The 18,814-nt window shown below is 44.5% G+C and carries 16 protein-coding genes; 15 read left to right on the forward strand and 1 reads right to left on the reverse strand.

Annotated elements, in window-relative coordinates; genetic code table 11:
- The 12 genes from B2M23_RS13280 to B2M23_RS13335 all read left to right on the forward strand — a co-directional run bounded on the left by B2M23_RS13280 (position 1) and on the right by B2M23_RS13335 (position 13,011).
- Entirely contained in the window at positions 1–447 is a 447-nt protein-coding gene (locus B2M23_RS13280) for a EutQ-related cupin domain-containing protein (RefSeq protein ID WP_038350761.1), read from the forward strand.
- 129 nt (positions 448–576) lie between these two features.
- Positions 577–1,053: a hypothetical protein gene (locus tag B2M23_RS13285; RefSeq protein WP_038350760.1), complete on the forward strand. Its 477-nt coding sequence runs from the start codon at positions 577–579 to the stop codon at positions 1,051–1,053.
- Between the two features lie 1,004 nt (positions 1,054–2,057).
- Positions 2,058–2,135 carry a K(+)-transporting ATPase subunit F gene (kdpF, locus tag B2M23_RS21815; protein WP_013379440.1) on the forward strand — a complete coding sequence of 26 codons (78 nt, stop codon included), beginning with the start codon at positions 2,058–2,060 and terminating at the stop codon, positions 2,133–2,135.
- Positions 2,136–2,199: 64 nt separating this feature from the next.
- Positions 2,200–3,885 carry a potassium-transporting ATPase subunit KdpA gene (gene kdpA / locus B2M23_RS13295; protein WP_013379441.1) on the forward strand — a complete coding sequence of 562 codons (1,686 nt, stop codon included), beginning with the start codon at positions 2,200–2,202 and terminating at the stop codon, positions 3,883–3,885.
- A 17-nt stretch (positions 3,886–3,902) separates the two neighbouring features.
- Positions 3,903–5,975 (forward strand): potassium-transporting ATPase subunit KdpB, encoded by a 2,073-nt coding sequence (kdpB, locus tag B2M23_RS13300; protein ID WP_038350759.1) that lies wholly within the window; start codon positions 3,903–3,905, stop codon positions 5,973–5,975.
- A gap of 17 nt (positions 5,976–5,992) precedes the next feature.
- Complete coding sequence (locus B2M23_RS13305) at positions 5,993–6,637, forward strand: K(+)-transporting ATPase subunit C (protein ID WP_038350758.1); 645 nt, start codon at positions 5,993–5,995, stop codon at positions 6,635–6,637.
- A 178-nt stretch (positions 6,638–6,815) separates the two neighbouring features.
- Entirely contained in the window at positions 6,816–7,562 is a 747-nt protein-coding gene (locus B2M23_RS13310) for a carboxymuconolactone decarboxylase family protein (RefSeq protein ID WP_038350757.1), read from the forward strand.
- A 22-nt stretch (positions 7,563–7,584) separates the two neighbouring features.
- A complete protein-coding gene (locus tag B2M23_RS13315; RefSeq protein WP_013379445.1) occupies positions 7,585–8,724 on the forward strand; it encodes an aldo/keto reductase in 1,140 nt (379 codons plus the stop codon).
- Between the two features lie 338 nt (positions 8,725–9,062).
- Positions 9,063–9,650: a pentapeptide repeat-containing protein gene (locus B2M23_RS13320; protein ID WP_242945799.1), complete on the forward strand. Its 588-nt coding sequence runs from the start codon at positions 9,063–9,065 to the stop codon at positions 9,648–9,650.
- Positions 9,651–9,808: 158 nt separating this feature from the next.
- Entirely contained in the window at positions 9,809–12,094 is a 2,286-nt protein-coding gene (locus B2M23_RS13325; RefSeq protein ID WP_038350755.1) for a bifunctional diguanylate cyclase/phosphodiesterase, read from the forward strand.
- A gap of 118 nt (positions 12,095–12,212) precedes the next feature.
- Positions 12,213–12,482, forward strand: coding sequence for a hypothetical protein (locus B2M23_RS13330; RefSeq protein WP_013379465.1), 270 nt, complete (start codon positions 12,213–12,215; stop codon positions 12,480–12,482).
- A 133-nt stretch (positions 12,483–12,615) separates the two neighbouring features.
- Positions 12,616–13,011 (forward strand): HsmA family protein, encoded by a 396-nt coding sequence (locus B2M23_RS13335; protein WP_038350754.1) that lies wholly within the window; start codon positions 12,616–12,618, stop codon positions 13,009–13,011.
- A gap of 72 nt (positions 13,012–13,083) precedes the next feature.
- On the opposite strand, the gene B2M23_RS13340 is transcribed toward B2M23_RS13335, so the two are convergent.
- Positions 13,084–14,592, reverse strand: a complete 1,509-nt coding sequence (locus tag B2M23_RS13340) for an IMP dehydrogenase (RefSeq protein WP_013379467.1) — start codon at positions 14,590–14,592, stop codon at positions 13,084–13,086.
- 291 nt (positions 14,593–14,883) lie between these two features.
- Here B2M23_RS13340 and recD2 point away from each other — a divergent pair, with 291 nt between their 5' ends.
- From recD2 to B2M23_RS13355, 3 genes are all read left to right on the forward strand, one after another.
- Positions 14,884–17,094 carry an SF1B family DNA helicase RecD2 gene (gene recD2, locus B2M23_RS13345; RefSeq protein WP_038350753.1) on the forward strand — a complete coding sequence of 737 codons (2,211 nt, stop codon included), beginning with the start codon at positions 14,884–14,886 and terminating at the stop codon, positions 17,092–17,094.
- Positions 17,087–17,827, forward strand: coding sequence for a ComF family protein (locus B2M23_RS13350; RefSeq protein WP_052237030.1), 741 nt, complete (start codon positions 17,087–17,089; stop codon positions 17,825–17,827). The genes recD2 and B2M23_RS13350 overlap by 8 nt, the downstream gene beginning before the upstream one ends.
- A 106-nt stretch (positions 17,828–17,933) precedes the next feature.
- Positions 17,934–18,719: a tyrosine-protein phosphatase gene (locus B2M23_RS13355; RefSeq protein WP_038350752.1), complete on the forward strand. Its 786-nt coding sequence runs from the start codon at positions 17,934–17,936 to the stop codon at positions 18,717–18,719.
- Positions 18,720–18,814: the final 95 nt, after the last annotated feature.

Genomic DNA, 18,814 nt, shown 5'->3' on the forward strand with positions numbered 1-18,814 from the left:
ATGGACGATAAACAGATATATGAAATTATTCATAAAGTATTAGATGAATTGACGGATAATACAATTAAAAATAAAGCTTTGGAATTCGAAAAAAAAGTTGATGAGAGTGGTGTGCTCTGTGTAAAGACGGATACCGTAAAGCCTGAACCTTTTGATACTGGAAAATCCGGCGATAAAGTATTTTTAAAAGATATTGTTACATTAAATGAAAGTCCGCGTCTGGGAGCCGGAGTAATGGAAATGGAGCATACAACATTCGACTGGACACTCGGGTATGATGAGTTTGACTACATTATAGAAGGTACGCTATGCATTAATATAAATGGCCGTTCCATTGTTGGGAATAAAGGTGATGTTATTTTTATTCCCAAAGGGTCTTCAATTCAGTTTTCAGCTCCACAATTTGCGAGATTTGTTTATATCACTTATCCTGCGGATTGGCAATAGAGTTTGAAATAATAGTTATTCCTCTTAAATCAGGGTCAATTTTTTGGCCCTGAATTTTTTAAACCTATATTTTCTTTTAATGCGTCATGGCATAAAATTTGAATTGTGAGTTTGTCGGAAGGTGAGAAGATGAAACAGGAACAAAAATTTGGTAATCATTATGTTGATAATTGGTATTCTAAATTTTTTATCAGAAATTTTGGTGATAAAAGAGGTCAAGATATCCTTCGTTTGTTTATAAATGAATATGAAAAATTAGTGGATACAGAAAAGAAAGTTCATAATTACTTTGATAGAGAAACCCTAGGAATTGTTGCTCTCTACCGTACATTGGTCATAAAAAGAGTCACATGGGAATTTGTAGAACCGATGATTAAGGAAACGATGAATTTTTACATGGATACTAGAAAAAGTAAGTATACTGAATATTATGCGAATATAGATCATTCGGCAATTCTGGGTTTTTGGGAACAATATAGAAGAAATAGAGTCACAGAAAATACGAGTTTTTCTGTGAGTGTTGGTATAAATATTTTAAAAAGATATGATTGTATGATACTTCTCCCTCTGTTTGATGAGATTGAAAAAAGTTACCAGTATAGCTGATATATAATAAAAAAGAAAAAAGTAAAATATATTGATTTACCAAAAGAATACTTGAAGAGTTTGTAGATATCAAAAATACGATAGTTATAAATCGTTGTAAGCAGAACGACAACGTCCAGAACATAAAACACACAAGCAACAAACCCTACAGAAAAACAAGCATTTCAGGGCCTTTACAGTTCTCAAAACGTTAGCAAGTAAAGGTAAAAGACCATTAACTATATATTTGATAATTTAAGTGCGATTTTTACAAATATAAAGTAATTAAGAAGCTAGCGTTTGTAAAACAAACTCTTAAAGGGATATTATTGTTTTCAACATCAAATATATAGTAAATTGGAATTGAGTATAGTATAATATAGACATAAAAAAGAAAATATATGATACTAGATTGATACCAAAAAGAGAAATACTAGAAATTTAGTAGATGAGGAAACGCTAGATATTGTTTTTAATAGAGATAATGCACACGATATATAGTAAAGAGTATGTTGGTTTATTGAATGGGAATAGATAATAAAACAACAAAACCCTCGAAAGGTTTATACAAAACCCTTTCGAGGGTTTATTTTATTGTATAAGATTTATGATATTTTAACAAAAATCAAAAAATATTAACAAAATATTTACTTAGCCCTGTATATAATCATATACAGGGCTAAGCTCAAAAGAAGTAACCGGCACGAAGACGCTTTGTATATATGTCCGTTATCCGTTTTGTGGAGAATCAGATAAAAGACATATTTATTTTATGTGGACATGTATCATGAAAATGCGCATTTATTCTTTCTTAATATCTTTTTTAAATTATGTACACTTTATTTATATGAAAATAGATAGAATAAACTGGCAATATCAAATAGGCAAACAGGAGGAATAAAAAAATGATGGATGTAATTATGGTAGGGACATTGATTGTCTGTATCGTTTCAATGCTGGGCTTCACTGTTTTTTGCAGTAAGCAGGTAGACAAAAAAAGTCCTGTCAAAAAGGAGGAATAGAGAATGCTGGTACTTGGAATTATTATTGTGGCAATGTTTGGTTATCTCACCTACGCACTCATAAATCCAGAAAAATTTTAAAAATAAAACATATTGCTGAGATGGCAGTAGCACTAAAATAAAAAAAGAGATGAAGGAGTATTAAATGTTACAAGTTGCTTTAACTTTAGCATTGTTTGTGATTATTATTTTTCCGTTGGGAACATATATTTATCACATCGCAACCAATAAAAAGACCTTTGCTGATCCGGTCTTTGACAGAGTTGACAATGCCATTTATAAAGTATGCGGCGTCGATATGGATCGACAGATGAACTGGAAACAGTATGCTGTTGCTCTGGTCGTCACAAATGCTTTTATGATTTTTATTGGTTACATCATTTTAAGAATTCAGTTTTTACCTGTTTTCAACCCAAATGGGATTGAGGGAATGGAAGCCAGTTTGTCATTTAACACAATCATTAGTTTTATGACCAATACAAACCTCCAGCATTACTCGGGTGAATCCGGACTTTCCTATTTGAGCCAGATGCTTGTCATTATTTACATGATGTTTGTTTCAGCGGCCTCGGGTTACGGCGTTTGCGTGGCGTTTATCAGGGGTCTGGCTGGCGGTAAAGACGGCAGAAAAGCCATGGGAAACTTTTATGCGGATCTTATCCGTATCACTACCCGCGTTTTATTGCCGTTATCCATTATTTTGGGGACTTTCCTTATTTCTCAGGGGGTTCCGCAAACATTATTGGGAACCGCAACGGTTGCTTCCTTGGAAGGTGGTTTGCAGGATATTGCGCGCGGACCTGTTGCGGCGCTTGAAATTATCAAGCATTTAGGCACAAACGGCGGTGGATTCCTTGGCGCGAATTCATCAACACCGATTGAAAATCCAACGATTTTAACAAATATCTGTGAATTATTATCAATGATGATCATTCCAGGCGCTCTGGTCGTTGCCTTTGGTCTTATGATCAAGGACAAAAAGCAGGGATGGATGGTATTTGGAGCAATGGCCATTATTTTCGTAATTGGCCTTGGCGTATGTATGACAGCTGAACACGCCGGCAATCCGGCACTGGCAGAAGTAGGCTTAAACCAGAGCATGGGTAATTTTGAAGGGAAAGAAGTCCGTTTTGGGATTGACCAGTCAGCACTGTTTACAACGGTTACCACCTCGTTTACAACAGGTACTGTTAATAATATGCATGATTCCCTGACACCTCTTGGCGGCATGGTTCCACTGCTTCATATGATGCTGAACTGCGTATTTGGCGGCGAGGGCGTCGGATTGATGAATATTTTGACCTATGCAGTGCTGACGGTCTTTATCTGCGGGTTAATGGTTGGCCGTACACCTGAATTCCTGACAAAGAAAATTGAAAGCAGGGAAGTAAAACTGGCGGCGCTGGTGATCATTATCCATCCACTGCTGATTTTAGGCTTTTCAGCCTTGGCGGTATCCGTACAGGCTGGTCTTGACGGCATTACGAATCCAGGCTTCCATGGGTTATCCCAGGTGCTTTATGAATATGCTTCTTCGGCCGCCAACAATGGTTCTGGCTTTGAAGGGCTTGCTGATAACTCAGTGTTCTGGAATGTTACAGCCGGCCTGGCAATGTTCTTTGGCCGTTATTTAGCGATTATCCTTCAGCTGGCTTTTGCAAGCTCCCTGATGAATAAAGCGTCTGTCAGCGTAAGTGCAGGCACGATGAAAACAAACAATGTTATGTTTATGATTTTGCTGGTTTTAATCGTCTATGTAGTCGGCGCGCTGACATTCTTCCCGGCTCTGGCACTTGGACCAATTGCAGAGCATCTTACATTGTGGTTCTAATAAAGGAAGGATTATAAATGAGTAAACAAGAAAAACAAACGAAATTTATAACAAGAGATATACTCAAAGATGCCTTGATTGGATCTGTTAAAAAACTAAATCCGGCCTACATGATTAAAAATCCAGTTATGTTTGTTGTTGAAATTGGATTTTTTATCTCACTGATACTGACCATTTTTCCAACTTTATTTGGAGATATTGGGGATGTCAGTCATCTGAGGCTTTATAATGGCATCGTAGCAGTTATTTTGTTGATTACGGTTCTTTTTGCAAACTTTGCTGAATCGGTAGCAGAAGGACGAGGCCGCGCACAGGCAGAATCATTAAAGAAAACCAAAAAAGACACACAGGCCAGAGTTATCAGAACAGATGGAAGTGAAGAAACATTGAGCTCAAATGAACTCAAGAAGGGCGATATTGTCTTTGTCAAGGCAGGAGAGATGATTCCGAACGACGGTGAGGTTATCGAAGGGATAGCATCAGTGGATGAATCGGCGATTACTGGTGAATCAGCGCCGGTAGTGCGTGAAGCGGGAGGCGACTTTGCTTCTGTCACTGGTGGGACAACAGTTGTCAGCGATTGGCTGAAAATTAGAATTACAGCGGACCCGGGTGAATCCTTTTTAGACAAGATGATCAAGCTGGTTGAAGGCGCTTCACGTCAGAAAACACCAAATGAGGTTGCTTTGACAACTCTGTTAGTTGGCTTAACCATCATTTTCTTATTGGTAATTGTCACATTGTATCCGCTTGCGGGCTATTCCGGTGTTCAGATTCCGATTTCGACGATGATTGCTCTGGCAGTTTGCCTTATACCAACGACCATCGGAGCGCTGCTCTCTGCAATTGGTATTGCCGGAATGGATCGTGTTACCCGGTTTAATGTTATCGCAATGTCCGGTAAGGCCGTTGAAGCCTGCGGAGATGTCAATACAATGATCCTGGATAAAACAGGGACGATTACCTATGGCAACCGCTTAGCGGCGGATTTTATCCCTGTTGGTGTAGAAAGTAAAAACGATTTAACGGATTATGCTGTGATGTGCTCTATCAATGATGAGACGCCAGAAGGGAAATCGACAGTTGAATTAGGCAAACAGCTCAATACAAAGGGTATAACAGAGGAAGCAAAAAATGCAGAATTTATTGAGTTCTCTGCTCAAACACGAATGAGCGGCATAGATCTGCCCGATGGTACAACAATCCGTAAGGGCGCTTCGGATGCTATTATAGACCGCGTCAAAAAAATGGGTGGTGTCATTCCAAGAGATCTTGAAGAAACCGTAAATAATGTTGCGGCTCTTGGCGGAACACCTCTGGTAGTGTGTGTTAATGAGCGCATCTATGGGGTTATCTATCTGAAGGATACGGTAAAGCCTGGATTGGTAGAACGTTTTGACCGCCTCCGCCAGATGGGGATTAAAACCGTTATGTGTACTGGGGACAATCCTCTGACAGCGGCCACCATTGCGAAGGAAGCAGGAGTTGACAGCTTTATCGCAGAATGTAAGCCAGAAGATAAGATTGAAGCTATCAAGAAAGAACAGGCTGAAGGAAAGCTGGTGGCAATGACCGGTGACGGAACAAATGACGCCCCGGCACTGGCGCAGGCAGATGTCGGCTTGGCAATGAACAGTGGGACAACGGCTGCAAAAGAAGCCGCAAATATGGTGGATCTTGATTCAAACCCGACCAAAATTCTCGAAGTTGTTGAGATTGGAAAGCAGCTGTTAATCACACGTGGCGCCTTGACAACTTTCAGTATTGCCAACGACATCGCGAAATACTTTGCTATTATTCCGGCGATGTTTACATTGGCAATTCCTCAGATGCAGATTCTTAACATTATGCATTTGTCTACTCCCTACAGTGCTATTTTATCAGCGTTAATTTTTAATGCGGTGATTATTCCACTTTTAATCCCGTTAGCAATGCGCGGCGTCAAGTATAAGCCCATGAAATCAGAATCCATGCTGCTGCGCAACATTCTGATATATGGCCTTGGAGGCGTGATTGTGCCTTTTATAGGGATAAAACTCATAGACCTGATCATTGCGCCACTGGTCATGGCGATCGGGCTGGGAATATAAGAAAGGATTGATTTATAATGAAAGAAATCATCACGACAACGCTAAAGCCTGCTTTATTAGTAACCATTGTTTTACTGGTAATATGTGGTTTGCTTTATCCGCTCGCGCTGACAGGTATTGGACAGCTTGCCTTTAACCATCAGGCGAACGGCAGCATTATCACCGTTAACGGCAAGGAAGTGGGATCAGAACATGTTGGTCAGCAGTTTACAGAGCCATATTTCCTGAAGGGACGTGTCTCTGCCTATAATTATAACACTTACACAGAAGAAGACTTGCAGATAGATCCGGAAACGGGAGAGGCGAACTACACAGGCGTCGCATCAGGCGGTTCAAACTATGGAAACAGTAACCCTGAGCTGCAGGCCCGCGTGGAAGAAAGCATCAATGAATTTTTAGCGGCCAATCCAGGTGTCAAACGCGAGGACATTCCAGCTGATCTGATGACAGCCTCTGGTTCTGGGCTCGACCCGGATATCTCACCGGCATCTGCTGAGATTCAGGTGCCAGCTGTTTCAATGGCAAGCGGTATTCCGGAGGATGAGCTGCGGCAAATGATTGCCGATAATACGGAAGGTAAGGTTTTAGGCATTTTTGGTCAGGACCGTGTTAATGTGTTAAAAGTAAATATTGAGATTGCTCAAAAAATGGGCCTTTTATAAACCTGAGAAGAACATCATAATTTTAAGCAGTAACATTTCTGTAAAATAACAGCCGTATATGAGCCAGCAATATTTTGTCTGGCAAGCATATACGGTTTTTTTGATTTTTTGAAAAAAACGCTTGACTTGAAGTGAACTTCAAGTGCTAAGCTAGGGGATGTAGAAAAGAGGGAATAAAATGACAGAAAAATCAAAGGAATACTTTAGTGGACTTTTTTCAGAAAACGACGGGAGCCTGTTTGGGACAGATCCTGAGTTTACAGATTTTTTCAGCCGTTTCGCGTTCGATGAAGTGCCAAACCAGGATGATTTGGACACGCATACCCGTACATTGGCGATTTTGGCAGCACTGATCGGCTGCCAGGGCGTAGAATTGTTCAGGGACATGCTGCCTGAAGCCATAGATTACAAAGTGACACCCGTTGAGGTGAAGGAAATGATCTATCAGGCAACGGCCTATCTTGGAATCGGCCGGGTATATCCCTTTCTAAGGGCAGCCAATAAGGAATTTACAGACCTGGGTGTAAAGCTGCCATTGCCAGGGCAGGCAACAATAACGGCAAATGACCGTGTTGAAGCCGGAGAGCAGCTTCAGGTCGATATTTTTGGTGAGCAGATGAAAGGTTTCGCTGAATCTGGCCCTGAGGAGAGCCGGCATATCAATAAGTGGCTGTCAGGCAATTGCTTTGGGAATTATTATACCAGGACAGGGCTTGATCAGCGCGAGCGTGAAATGATCACCTTTTGCTTTTTAGCTGCCCAGGGGGGCTGTGAGCCGCAGCTCATAAGCCATGCGGCGGCTAACATGCGTATTGGTAATGATAAGGCATTTCTAATTAAAGTTATTTCCCAGTGTATCCCTTATATTGGGTATCCACGCAGTCTAAACGCACTGCGGTGTGTCAGCGAGGCAGAAAAAGAATAAGCATAAGAAGGAGTTAGTGAAAATGATTTATAAAGAATTTCAGGATTTAAAACTTTCAGCCCTGGGGTTTGGCGCGATGCGCCTTCCAGTAAAAGATAATGACCCGAATGCGGCCATTGATGAGGCAGCAGCTGCGAAAATGGTTGACGAAGCCATTAAAAATGGGATCAACTATTTTGATACGGCGTATGGCTACCATAACGGCCAGTCAGAGATTGTGATGGGAAAAATATTGAGCAATTACCCGCGTGAAAGCTACTATCTGGCCACCAAATTTCCAGGCTACGACCTGTCCAATATGAGCCGGGTAGAGGCGATTTTTGAGGAACAGCTGAGAAAATGCGGAGTTGATTACTTTGATTTTTACCTGTTCCACAATGTGTATGAAAAAAATATTGATCCCTATATGGATGAAAAGAACGGGATAATGGAATACCTCCTGAAGCAGAAGGCTGCGGGCCGGATAAAACATCTGGGATTTTCTGCCCACGGCAGGTATGATACCATCAAACGCTTTCTGGAGGCCTACAGCGACCATCTGGAGTTTTGCCAGATACAGCTGAATTATCTGGACTGGACCCTTCAGGACGCCAAGGCCAAGGTAGAGCTGCTCAATGAATATCATATGCCGATCTGGGTGATGGAGCCGCTTCGCGGCGGTAAGCTGGCAAGCCTTTCGGATGAGAATATGGCAAAACTCAGAGCATTTCGTCCGGAAGCAGGCGCACCGGAGTGGGCGTTTCGATTTTTACAGTCGATCCCTGAGGTGACAATGGTACTTTCGGGCATGTCGAATGAAGAACAGCTAAGGGTCAATATGGCAGTCTATGAGGAGGAAAAACCGGTAAATGAGCAGGAGCTGGACTGTCTCATGGAGGTGGCAGACAGCATGGTGGACAGTCTCCCGTGTACAGCATGCCGCTACTGCACCACCTATTGCCCCAAAGAACTGGATATTCCAACCATTCTATCACTTTATAATGACGCCCGCTTTACCAACAGTGTTATCACACAGATGGCCGTGGGCGCCATGCCGGAAGAAAAACAGCCGAGTGCCTGCATTGGCTGTAAAAGCTGTGAGGAGGTCTGTCCGCAGCAGCTCAAAATTTCCTCGGCCATGACTGATTTTGTGGATATACTAAACCAGCCAGCTGGGTTATAATAGGTTATGAAAGTACGAACATAAACAGAGCAAAAGCCCTGAAAAGACAATACTTTTCAGGGCTTTTTTGATGGAAAGAAGGGATTGCTATAAAAAAGCTGCATAATGAAATAAAAACAGATCAATACAGAGAGCTCACCATTGACTGTGAAAACTGCTGTGGGCTGTGCTGTGTCGCCCTGTATTTTTCAAAGAATGAAGGGTTCCCGGAAAATAAGCGGGCAGGCAAGCCCTGTGTCAATTTACAGAAGAACTTCAGATGCAGGGTACATACTGAGCTTGAAAAAAGGAAACTAAAGGGCTGTATGGCCTATGATTGTTTTGGAGCAGGACAAAAGGTGACGCAGACAGTTTATCATGGGAAAAGCTGGAAGGATAAAGATGTTAAGCCTGATGAAATGTACCGGGTATTTCTTGCGGTATATCAGCTCCACCAGATGCTCTGGTATTTGAACGAAGCGGCGCTGCTGATTCCCGCAGCGGACATCTATGGAGTAATTGAAAGTGCCATTCAGGATTTAGACAGGCTGACCCGGCAGACACCAGAGGCGCTGCTGAAGCTTGATCTGGAAGCATGCCGCGAGAAGACAAACCGGCTTTTAAAAGAGGTCTGGCACAGGGTTCAGAATACGGTAAAATCAACTGTTGAACCCCAAAAATCAGTAGATTTTATCGGTAAAGATTTCAAAAAAGCAGTGCTGGACGGACAGGACTTTAGCATGAGCCTGCTCATTGCGGCCAATTTGGAGGGATGTTCTCTAGGAGGTGCTAATTTTCTGGGGGCAGACCTCAGAGATGCAAATTTAAAGAATGCCGACCTGCGTGAAAGTATTTTCCTGACGCAGGCCCAGGTTAATACCGCAAAAGGAAATGCGTATACTAAGTTGCCTGAATTTGTAACATGTCCAAAAACTTGGAGAAAATGACAGGCTGCAGAATTTTAGCAGGGACAAAAGAAACCCTTTAAATCAGCCAAATTACTTGTGTTTATGCGAATTATCATGTAAAATAAAAACAAGTCTATTTTAGCTTGGTTTCTTATAAATGTGAGTTAAAATAATTTAAGATGATGAAAGGGAAACGGATGATTGATAAAGATAACCAGCACAGCTTTGTAAAAACCTATGTGATTGCGGTCATTATCTGTATTGGATTCCTTGCTTTCAGTCTTTTGTTCATTTTTCACATTATGAGATTGAATCAGCAGGAAAGCGCCAACTACCTTAACGAATCGGCCCAGCAAAGCCAGACCTCTGTGGAGAAGCAGATCAGCGGTGATTTTCAAACGCTGGACGGCATTGCGGAGTGTGTCGGCGATCTGGATGTTTTAAACGCAGACCAGATCGGCCAGCTGCTCAAGAGGATCAATGACAACAATGTCTTTATCCGGATGGGATTTGCGGATAAAAACGGTATTATTGATTTTTATGATATTAATGGGGATACCCATAAAAATATAGATATTTCAAGGGAATATTTTTTCAACGACGCCCTGACAGGTAAAGATGTGATCTCACGCACGGTAGAAGATCCAATAAATCCAGGGCAGTATATCAATTATTATGCGGTACCTATACGACATAACAACGAGGTAGTCGGGGTGCTCTGTGCGGTCAATGAGGCATCAGTGCTCCGAAAGATAATTGACACGCCGGTCTTTAATGACCGGGGATTTACCAATATTATCGACAGCAGCGGTGATATCATCATGCGTTCAGCGCAGACTGGTGAACGCTATAGCAATGTGACCAAGCTGAATGAGCTTGGAATATTGTCTGTCGGGGAACAGGAAAAACTAAATCAGGCTTTAAAAGAGGGCAAAAGCCTTAGCTTTGTCTATGACAGCGAAGATGGTAAGGAGATGGCTGTGTTAGAGCCTGTTGGTATCAACGGGTGGTTTATTTTAACCGTCGCACCTCAGTCCATCGTTAGAGATTATTATAATAAAACCGCCATTGGCATGATTTTGATTGTGCTGGCTGCCTGTCTGATTTTTCTTTATCTCTTGTACCATCAGAGCAAAATTATGTCTAAAAGCCGGAATGAGCTTTTGAGAGCCGCCTATGTTGATCCCCTGACTGGACAGCGTAACAACACGCGTTTCCGTATTGATGGGGAAGAGGTACTGAAGGAGAACAAGAACGCCCCCTATGGTATCTGGTACTGCGATATAAAGAAATTTAAATTTTTAAATGACTTATATGGCTATGAAAATGGCGATAAAATACTGAAATGCTTATCGGATATTTTGCTGGATCACAGCAGAAAGGACGATCTTTTCTGTCGGGTTTCGGCGGATAACTTTGCCGGTATCCGTTCTTATCATGAACGTGTTGAGCTTACGGATTGGTTTAACGAGCTGGTCTGGGAAATCTCGGAATCAGTGATGGACAAAACCAGACATCTGCCCATCGAGCTTTGCATGGGTATATACTGTACCGATGACCAGTCTGAACAGCTTACACTCAATGATATGATTGACCGCGCGAATATGGCGCAAAAATCCATCAAGGATCAAGTCGGCAGTCAGATGACCTTTTATACAGAAGAAATTCGAAACCAGACCATCAAGGAAACCGAGATGGAAGCTCTTGGCAAAGAAGCGCTCGAAAAAGAAGAGTTTGTCATCTATATGCAGCCTAAGGTTAACATACAAAAGAATAATATCATTGCCGGAGCCGAAGCTCTGGTCCGCTGGAACAGCCGCCAGAAAGGGATGATCTCCCCAGGCGAGTTTATTCCGTTATTTGAAAAGACCGGTTTGGTCGTTGATCTTGATCGATATATGTTTGAGAAGGCCTGCCACTGGCTCAGAAATTATCTGGACGCTGGACGGCCAGCTCTTAATGTGGCTGTCAACGTCTCACGGCTTGGCTTATTCCAGAAGGACTTTGTAGAGTATTATTCTGGAATCAAACAGAAATACCGGATTCCAGACTTTCTGCTTGAGCTGGAATTTACAGAGAGCGTGATGCTGGATGACTCCAGTACATTTAAAAATGTGGTCGAGATCTTAAAGAAAAATGGTTTCCGTTGTTCTCTGGATGATTTTGGCTCAGGGTATTCCTCGCTGAATGTGCTGAAAAACCTTTCCATTGATATTTTAAAACTTGATATTCTTTTCTTCAAAGAGGGGACAGACCTTCGAAGAGAAAGGGTGGTCATCGCGAATACAGTGGCCATGGCAAAGGAATTAAATATCAAGACCATTGCTGAAGGAGTCGAAGATACGGAACAGGTCGAGTTTTTAAAGAGTATCGGCTGTGATGTGGTACAGGGCTATGTATTTTCCAGACCGATGCCTCTGATGGAATTTGATGAGATGTTAAAAACATTGAGGGGACGGTCGATTGACGTCCTGAAAGACTAATAATGACGGCTTCCCGCTTAGGGAGGCCGTTTTTTTACTGTTAAAAAACATTGACGAACGATTGTTTTGGTAATATAATAGATACAAATAAATGTTCTTTAAAAAAGGAGCTGATCGAATGAATGTATATTATGATGTGAAACAGGTTGGTTTTTGCTTTGATCAGAACAGGATTCCGGTCACTCTGCTCACTGACCAGAGGCAATTTCGTATTAACAAGGTCTTTGATACACGGCATGTGCTGCTGACCGGCGGCAGGGCTGTGCGCTATACCTGTCTGATTGAGGGAAAGGTAAGGTATCTGTATTTTTGGAATGGGCGATGGCTTTTGGAAGGGCACGAGCGAACAGAAGAACAGGAAGACGCTGGTGAGATCCTGTATATGTAAGATAAATTATTGTAATTTAAAGGAGAATCATAATATCCTCTGAAATTTGTGTTAAAATGGAACTTAGTGTTTATTATCCGTTGAAAATGGGAATGATAATATACTGGTAAAATTTACAGAAAAGGAGGAAGTTATGGATACGAAGTTGATTCTGGCCATTATTGCCATCACGCTGGCTCTGGTATTTTATACCATTGGGGTATTTGGCGAGCGCAGAGCAAAGACCCTGAAAAAACAGCACGTTATTATTTTTTGGCTGGGGCTGTTGTGCGATACGACAGGTACAACCATCATGAGCCTTATCGCCCGTTCTGGGGTTAAGGCCATCTCACCGGCGGCTCAGATGCTGCACAGTGTCACTGGTGTTGTTGCCATTGCCCTGATGCTGTTTCATGCAGTCTGGTCCACATGGGTCCTGAACAAAGGCGATGCGAAAAAAAAGGAAGCCTTTCATAAGTTCAGCATTGTCGTCTGGGCAATTTGGCTGATCCCCTATATTTTAGGCGCTTTTGTCGGGATGTCCGCGTAAGAGAGGTAATAAAAAAGCACTTTACAGAATAAAATGTAAAGTGCTTTTTTTATAAAGGTTTTGAGGCTGATCTTATTTAACCGGAGACATACCGTTATCCTTGAGCATAACGTCGTGAGCGCCGCCTTCCACAATGCTGGTAGAGGATACCAGGGTCAGCTTGGCTTTTTCCTGGAATTCAGGAATGTTTAGCGCGCCGCAGTTGCACATGGTGGAACGTACTTTGCTTAAGGTCAGACGGACATTATCGCGCAGCGGGCCGGCATAGGGCACGTAGGAGTCAACGCCTTCCTCAAAGGAAAGTTTTTTGTCGCCGCCCATATCATAGCGCTGCCAGTTGCGGGCGCGGCTGGATCCTTCACCCCAGTATTCCTTCATATAGCTGCCGTTAATGTTGACCTTGTTGGTCGGGCTTTCGTCAAAACGGGAGAAGTAACGTCCCAGCATGACAAAGTCAGCGCCCATGGCCAGTGCCAGGGTAATGTGGTGGTCATAGACAATCCCGCCGTCGGAGCAGATGGGAATATACACGCCGGTTTCTTCAAAATATTCATCGCGTGCTCTGGCGACCTCGATAACAGCCGTAGCCTGGCCGCGTCCGATGCCCTTCTGCTCACGGGTGATACAGATGGAGCCGCCGCCGATGCCGATTTTAATAAAGTCAGCGCCTGCTTCAGCCAGGAAACGGAAGCCTTCACGGTCAACCACGTTTCCAGCGCCCACCTTTACAGATTCACCGTAATGCTCACGAATCCATTCAATGGTAAGCTTCTGCCATTCTGAGAACCCCTCAGAGGAGTCAATGCATAAAACATCCGCCCCGGCTTCCACCAGTGCTGGCACACGTTCAGCGTAGTCGCGGGTGTTGATACCAGCGCCGACAATATAGCGTTTCTGAGCGTCCAAAAGCTCCAGCGGGTTTTCCTTGTGTGAGGAGTAATCCTTGCGGAATACGAAATAAAGGAGACGCCCGTCCGCTGCCACGATCGGCAGGGTGTTCAGCTTGTGGTCCCAGATGATGTTATTGGCTTCCTTCAGGCTGGTGCCTTCAGGAGCGTAGATGATTTTTTCGAGCGGAGTCATAAATTCCTTGACCTTGGTAGAAGGGTCCATACGGCTGACACGGTAGTCACGGCTGGTGACAATCCCGACAAATTTGCCGTTTGCGGTACCGTCAGAGGTCACGGCAACGGTAGAATGGCCTGTTTTTTCCTTTAAGTCTAGGATGTCCTGCATGGTGGCGTCAGGAGTCACGTTGGAGTCACTTGGAACAAAACCGGCTTTGTAAGCCTTGACGCGGGCGATCATGGCCGCCTCGTTTTCCACACTCTGTGAGCCGTAGATAAAGGAAATCCCCCCTTCGGTCGCCAGCGCAATGGCCATTTTTTCGCCGGATACGGACTGCATGATGGCAGAAGTCATGGGAATATTCATGTATATTGAAGATTCCTCACCTTTCTTGAATTTTACGACAGGGGTTTTCAGGTTAACATTAGCCGGCATACACTGTGAAGAGGAATAACCTGGTACGAGCAGGTATTCGCTAAAGGTACGGGACGGTTCTTCAAAATAAAAAGCCATAGATTTAGTTTCTCCTTCTTTACTTTAATAAAATAAATCAGCACTTAATTACAAGAAAAGCAATAACCACGGATATTTGAGGCTATTGCTTATTGAATGTAATTCTGGTACGTTTGTCAGTACGATCTGTTGTAAGCTTTAGTATATGGCTTTTCAGCCGAACTGTCAAGGCGAAAGGGCGGCTTTTTAGGCGAAATTAAACTGTTAACCGTTGTCAAATTAAAGGTGAAATGATTGCGAACAGGTGTACGTTGGTGTATAATGTTTTTAACAATAACGAAGGGGATATTTATGGAGACCTTAAAAGGAACAGTAGATCATATTATTTTCCATAATGACAAAAACGGTTATACCGTAGCGGATTTTGATGTGGACGGCCAAATGGTAACGGTCGTTGGCAATTTTGAGGAGCTGAAGGAGGGCGAATTTTTAAAGCTGACCGGCTTCTGGAAGGAGCACCAGAGCTATGGCGAGCAGTTTCAGATCGAGAGCTATGCGCTGGATCTCCCGACCTCTGAGGAAGGCATCATCCGTTATCTGAGTTCAGGACTCCTGCCGGGTATTGGCGAAAAGACCGCTATTGAGATCGTAAACCATTTTGGAGCCGACACGCTGGATATCCTGGACAACCATCCAGACCGGCTGAGCGAGGTTCACGGCATCGGCAAAAAGACACTCGACAAAATAAAAGAGGTTTACAGTGAACAGAAGGAAATCCGGGATGTCATGATCCAGATCCAGGAATATGGCATTTCCTCGACCTATGCCATGAAGCTGTATAAAACCTATCAGAGTGATACGGTGCGTGTTCTTTTGGATAACCCCTACCAAATCATCAAGGATGTGCGCGGCATTGGCTTTAAAATAGCAGACCAGATTTCCGCTCAGCTGGGTTTTGAGTCCCAGAACCCTAAGCGGATTCTCTCGGGCATCAGCTTCTGCCTTCAGGACTGTTACTCAAGGGGCAACACCTACATGACCGAAAAAGACCTTATTGAGCACAGCGCCAGTATCCTCGGGGTTTCAAGGGAGGACATTGAATTTCAGCTTCAGGAGCTGGCCCTGCGGGGGGACGTGCGTCTGGAGTTCATCGACGATGAGCCTGCCTACTATCCCTCGGCCCTTTTCGAGGCAGAGGACAACGCGGCCTTGTCTATGGTACGCCTGGCAGGCGCTGTCTTTGAAATGCAGGAAGTTGATATACCAGCCATGATCGCAGCCTATGAGGAGGATATGAGCATCCGTCTGGATAACCGGCAGGCAGAGGCCATCGAGGCGGCCATCGAAAACGGCATTGCCATTATTACAGGGGGGCCAGGCACAGGGAAAACAACGATTATCAACGGCATTGTCTATATTTTCAAGCGTCTGGGCATGAAAACCGTTCTGGCTGCCCCGACGGGCCGCGCCGCCAAGCGCATTACAGAGACCACCGGCGAGCCGGCCAAGACCATCCACCGGCTTTTGGAGTACGACTACTCTGGTGACGATGATTTTCCATCCTTCAACCGGGACGAGGAAAACCCGCTTGAGGTTGACGCCATTATACTGGATGAAGCCTCAATGATTGATATTGTGCTGCTCAACAGCCTGTTGGAGGCCATCAAGCCCGGCACACGTCTCATTCTGGTAGGCGACGCCGACCAGCTGCCCTCTGTTGGGCCGGGAAACGTCTTACAGGATCTGATCGAGAGCAATGTGGTCAAGGTAGTTCGTCTGGACCGTATCTACCGACAGTCGGAGGAAAGCATGATCTCCATAAATGCCCATGCCATCAACGAGGGTATGATGCCGGAAATCAATAACCAATCTGACTTTATGTTTATCAGGACAATGGACCCGGATAAGGTGCTGGATACTATTTTAGACCTGGTTGCCTGGCGTATTCCCGAAAAAAAAGGCTTTGACGCCATGAAGGACGTGCAGGTTATCTCACCCATTAAAAAGGGAAAGCTCGGCGTTATTTCGCTGAATAAGGAGCTTCAGGAGGTCCTGAATCCAGCGGCGGACTATAAAAAAGAAAAGACCTTTGGTACAGTAGTGTTCCGCGAGGGGGACAAGGTCATGCAGATCAAAAACAATTATAAGCTCAAGTGGGAGGATATCCATGGCTTTGAAACCGGAGAGGGTGTTTATAACGGCGATATCGGCAATATTATCCGCATTGATGAGTACAATAAGACCTTTGAAATCCTGCTGACCGATGACAAAAAAGTCGTTTATGAGTTTGACCAGCTCGACGAGCTTACCCACGCTTATGCCATGACTGTGCACAAAAGCCAGGGGAGCGAATTTCCGGTTGTTGTTATGCCGATGGTAGGCGGCCCGCCCATGTTTTTAAACCGGAAGCTGCTGTACACAGCAGTGACCAGAGCCAAAAAGATGCTGATGCTTATCGGGCCTCAGAATTATTTTTACCGGATGGTCAAATCTGGTGATACGAATGAACGGCGTACAGCCCTCAAACAGCGGATCAAAATGTATGGAGAGCTCAATGTCTGAGTCTGGCTTTCAGGCGGGTGTGAAGGCACTGCTCAGAGAGACATTGTTTCTGCCAAACGGCGTCTGCCCGGTGTGCGGCAAGGTACTTTTCAGGACCGAAAGCTATCTGTGTGAGCGCTGCGCACAGTCGCTGCCAAAGGTAACCATGCCGGCCTGCAAATATTGTGGAAAACCACTGCCTGAAAAGGAACTGGATTTCTGCGGGGACTGCGGCCCGCTGAAAGATCCCGTGCTGGCAGGCGGGGCAGTATGGCTGCATTACAGCGGCTCGGGACAGAAGCTGGTACACAGCCTGAAGTTTGGGCATTTACCCCAGCTGGGCATTTGGATCGGCCAGCAGATGGCTGAAGCTGTGAGGGAGAAGGACTGGGAAGATGAGCTGGAACTGGTGGTGGCGGTTCCCCTGCACGAAAAGCGTCTGGAGGAACGCGGCTATAACCAGAGCGATTACCTGGCAGAGGGGCTGGCAGACGCCCTGAACCTGCCCTATAAAAGGAGAGTGCTGAAGCGCCTTTATGACACGCCCCATCAGATCGGGCTGAGCCGTGAGGAGCGCCTGGTAAACCTGACCGGCGCTTTCGATGTCCTGGAGAAAAAGGCTGTGGCCGGAAAGACCGTGCTGCTGGTAGATGATGTTAATACGACAGGCTCTACCCTGCGGGAGTGCGCAGAGGTGCTGAAGCGGACAGGGGCAAGAGCCGTGTACGCAGCGGCATGTGCCGGGGCTCAATAGGAGCGAGCAGGCAGCGGTTCAGCTGCCCAAAGATATTGAAGTTTTCATTGCGAATGTTTTCAACTTCTTATATAATAGAGCTAGTGAAACACAGGGGGATGATAAAATGATTGATATGCATAACCACGTACTATATGGTGTTGACGATGGAGCCCAGAGCATTGAGGATAGTGTCGAGATGCTTTTTAAGGCGAAAGAGGTCGGCTTTTCAGGCGTTGTCTTAACGCCGCACTACATGTGCTATCAGAACTTTACCTCACCTGTGGCAGAAAATAAAAAACGATGTGAAACCCTGAAAAAAATACTGGAGCGCGCAGGACTGGAACTGAATTTGTATCTCGGCAGCGAGCTTTTATATGAGTATCAGCTGGTCGATTTAATCGACAAAGAAGAGTTTACCACCCTGGCCGGCACCCCGTGGTTTCTCGTGGAGACAATCCGGCACGGCGGCACAGCAATCGGCGTTCAGAACTTTATGCACAAGCTTAAGGAAAAAGGCTATAAGGCTATTTTAGCCCACCCCGAGCGCTACGATTTTGTACAGGACGACCCCAACGTGCTTCTGGATTTTATGAAAAACGGTGCTCTGATCCAGTGCAATTATCTGAGTCTTATCGGCTATTACGGCGAACCGTCCAGGCGCACCCTTGAGATTTTACTCAAGCACCGTATGGTGCAGCTCATGGGGAGCGACGCGCATCAGGTGGAGGGCTATGAGCGCTATCCGGAGGCCAGAGCAGCAGGCATTGCCCTTGTTGGGGAAGATGAATGGAACCGGATCATGTGCCGTAACCCAGAGCTCTTGATTAAGAATAAGGGCGGCATCGCTGTCAATCCAATCCCCTGCACAGAAGAAGTGAAGAGCAGTGTTATAGGGAGAACCTTCCTTTAACCCATACAATAAAAGCCAATCCTGTTAAAAGGATTGGCTTTTTTTAATGTTATCGTCAGCTTTAGTATGGTATAATAATACGGATACCCTTTGGA

Origin of the sequence: Eubacterium limosum, from assembly GCF_000807675.2 — a bacterium.
GTDB classification, from domain to species: Bacteria; Bacillota; Clostridia; order Eubacteriales; family Eubacteriaceae; genus Eubacterium; species Eubacterium limosum.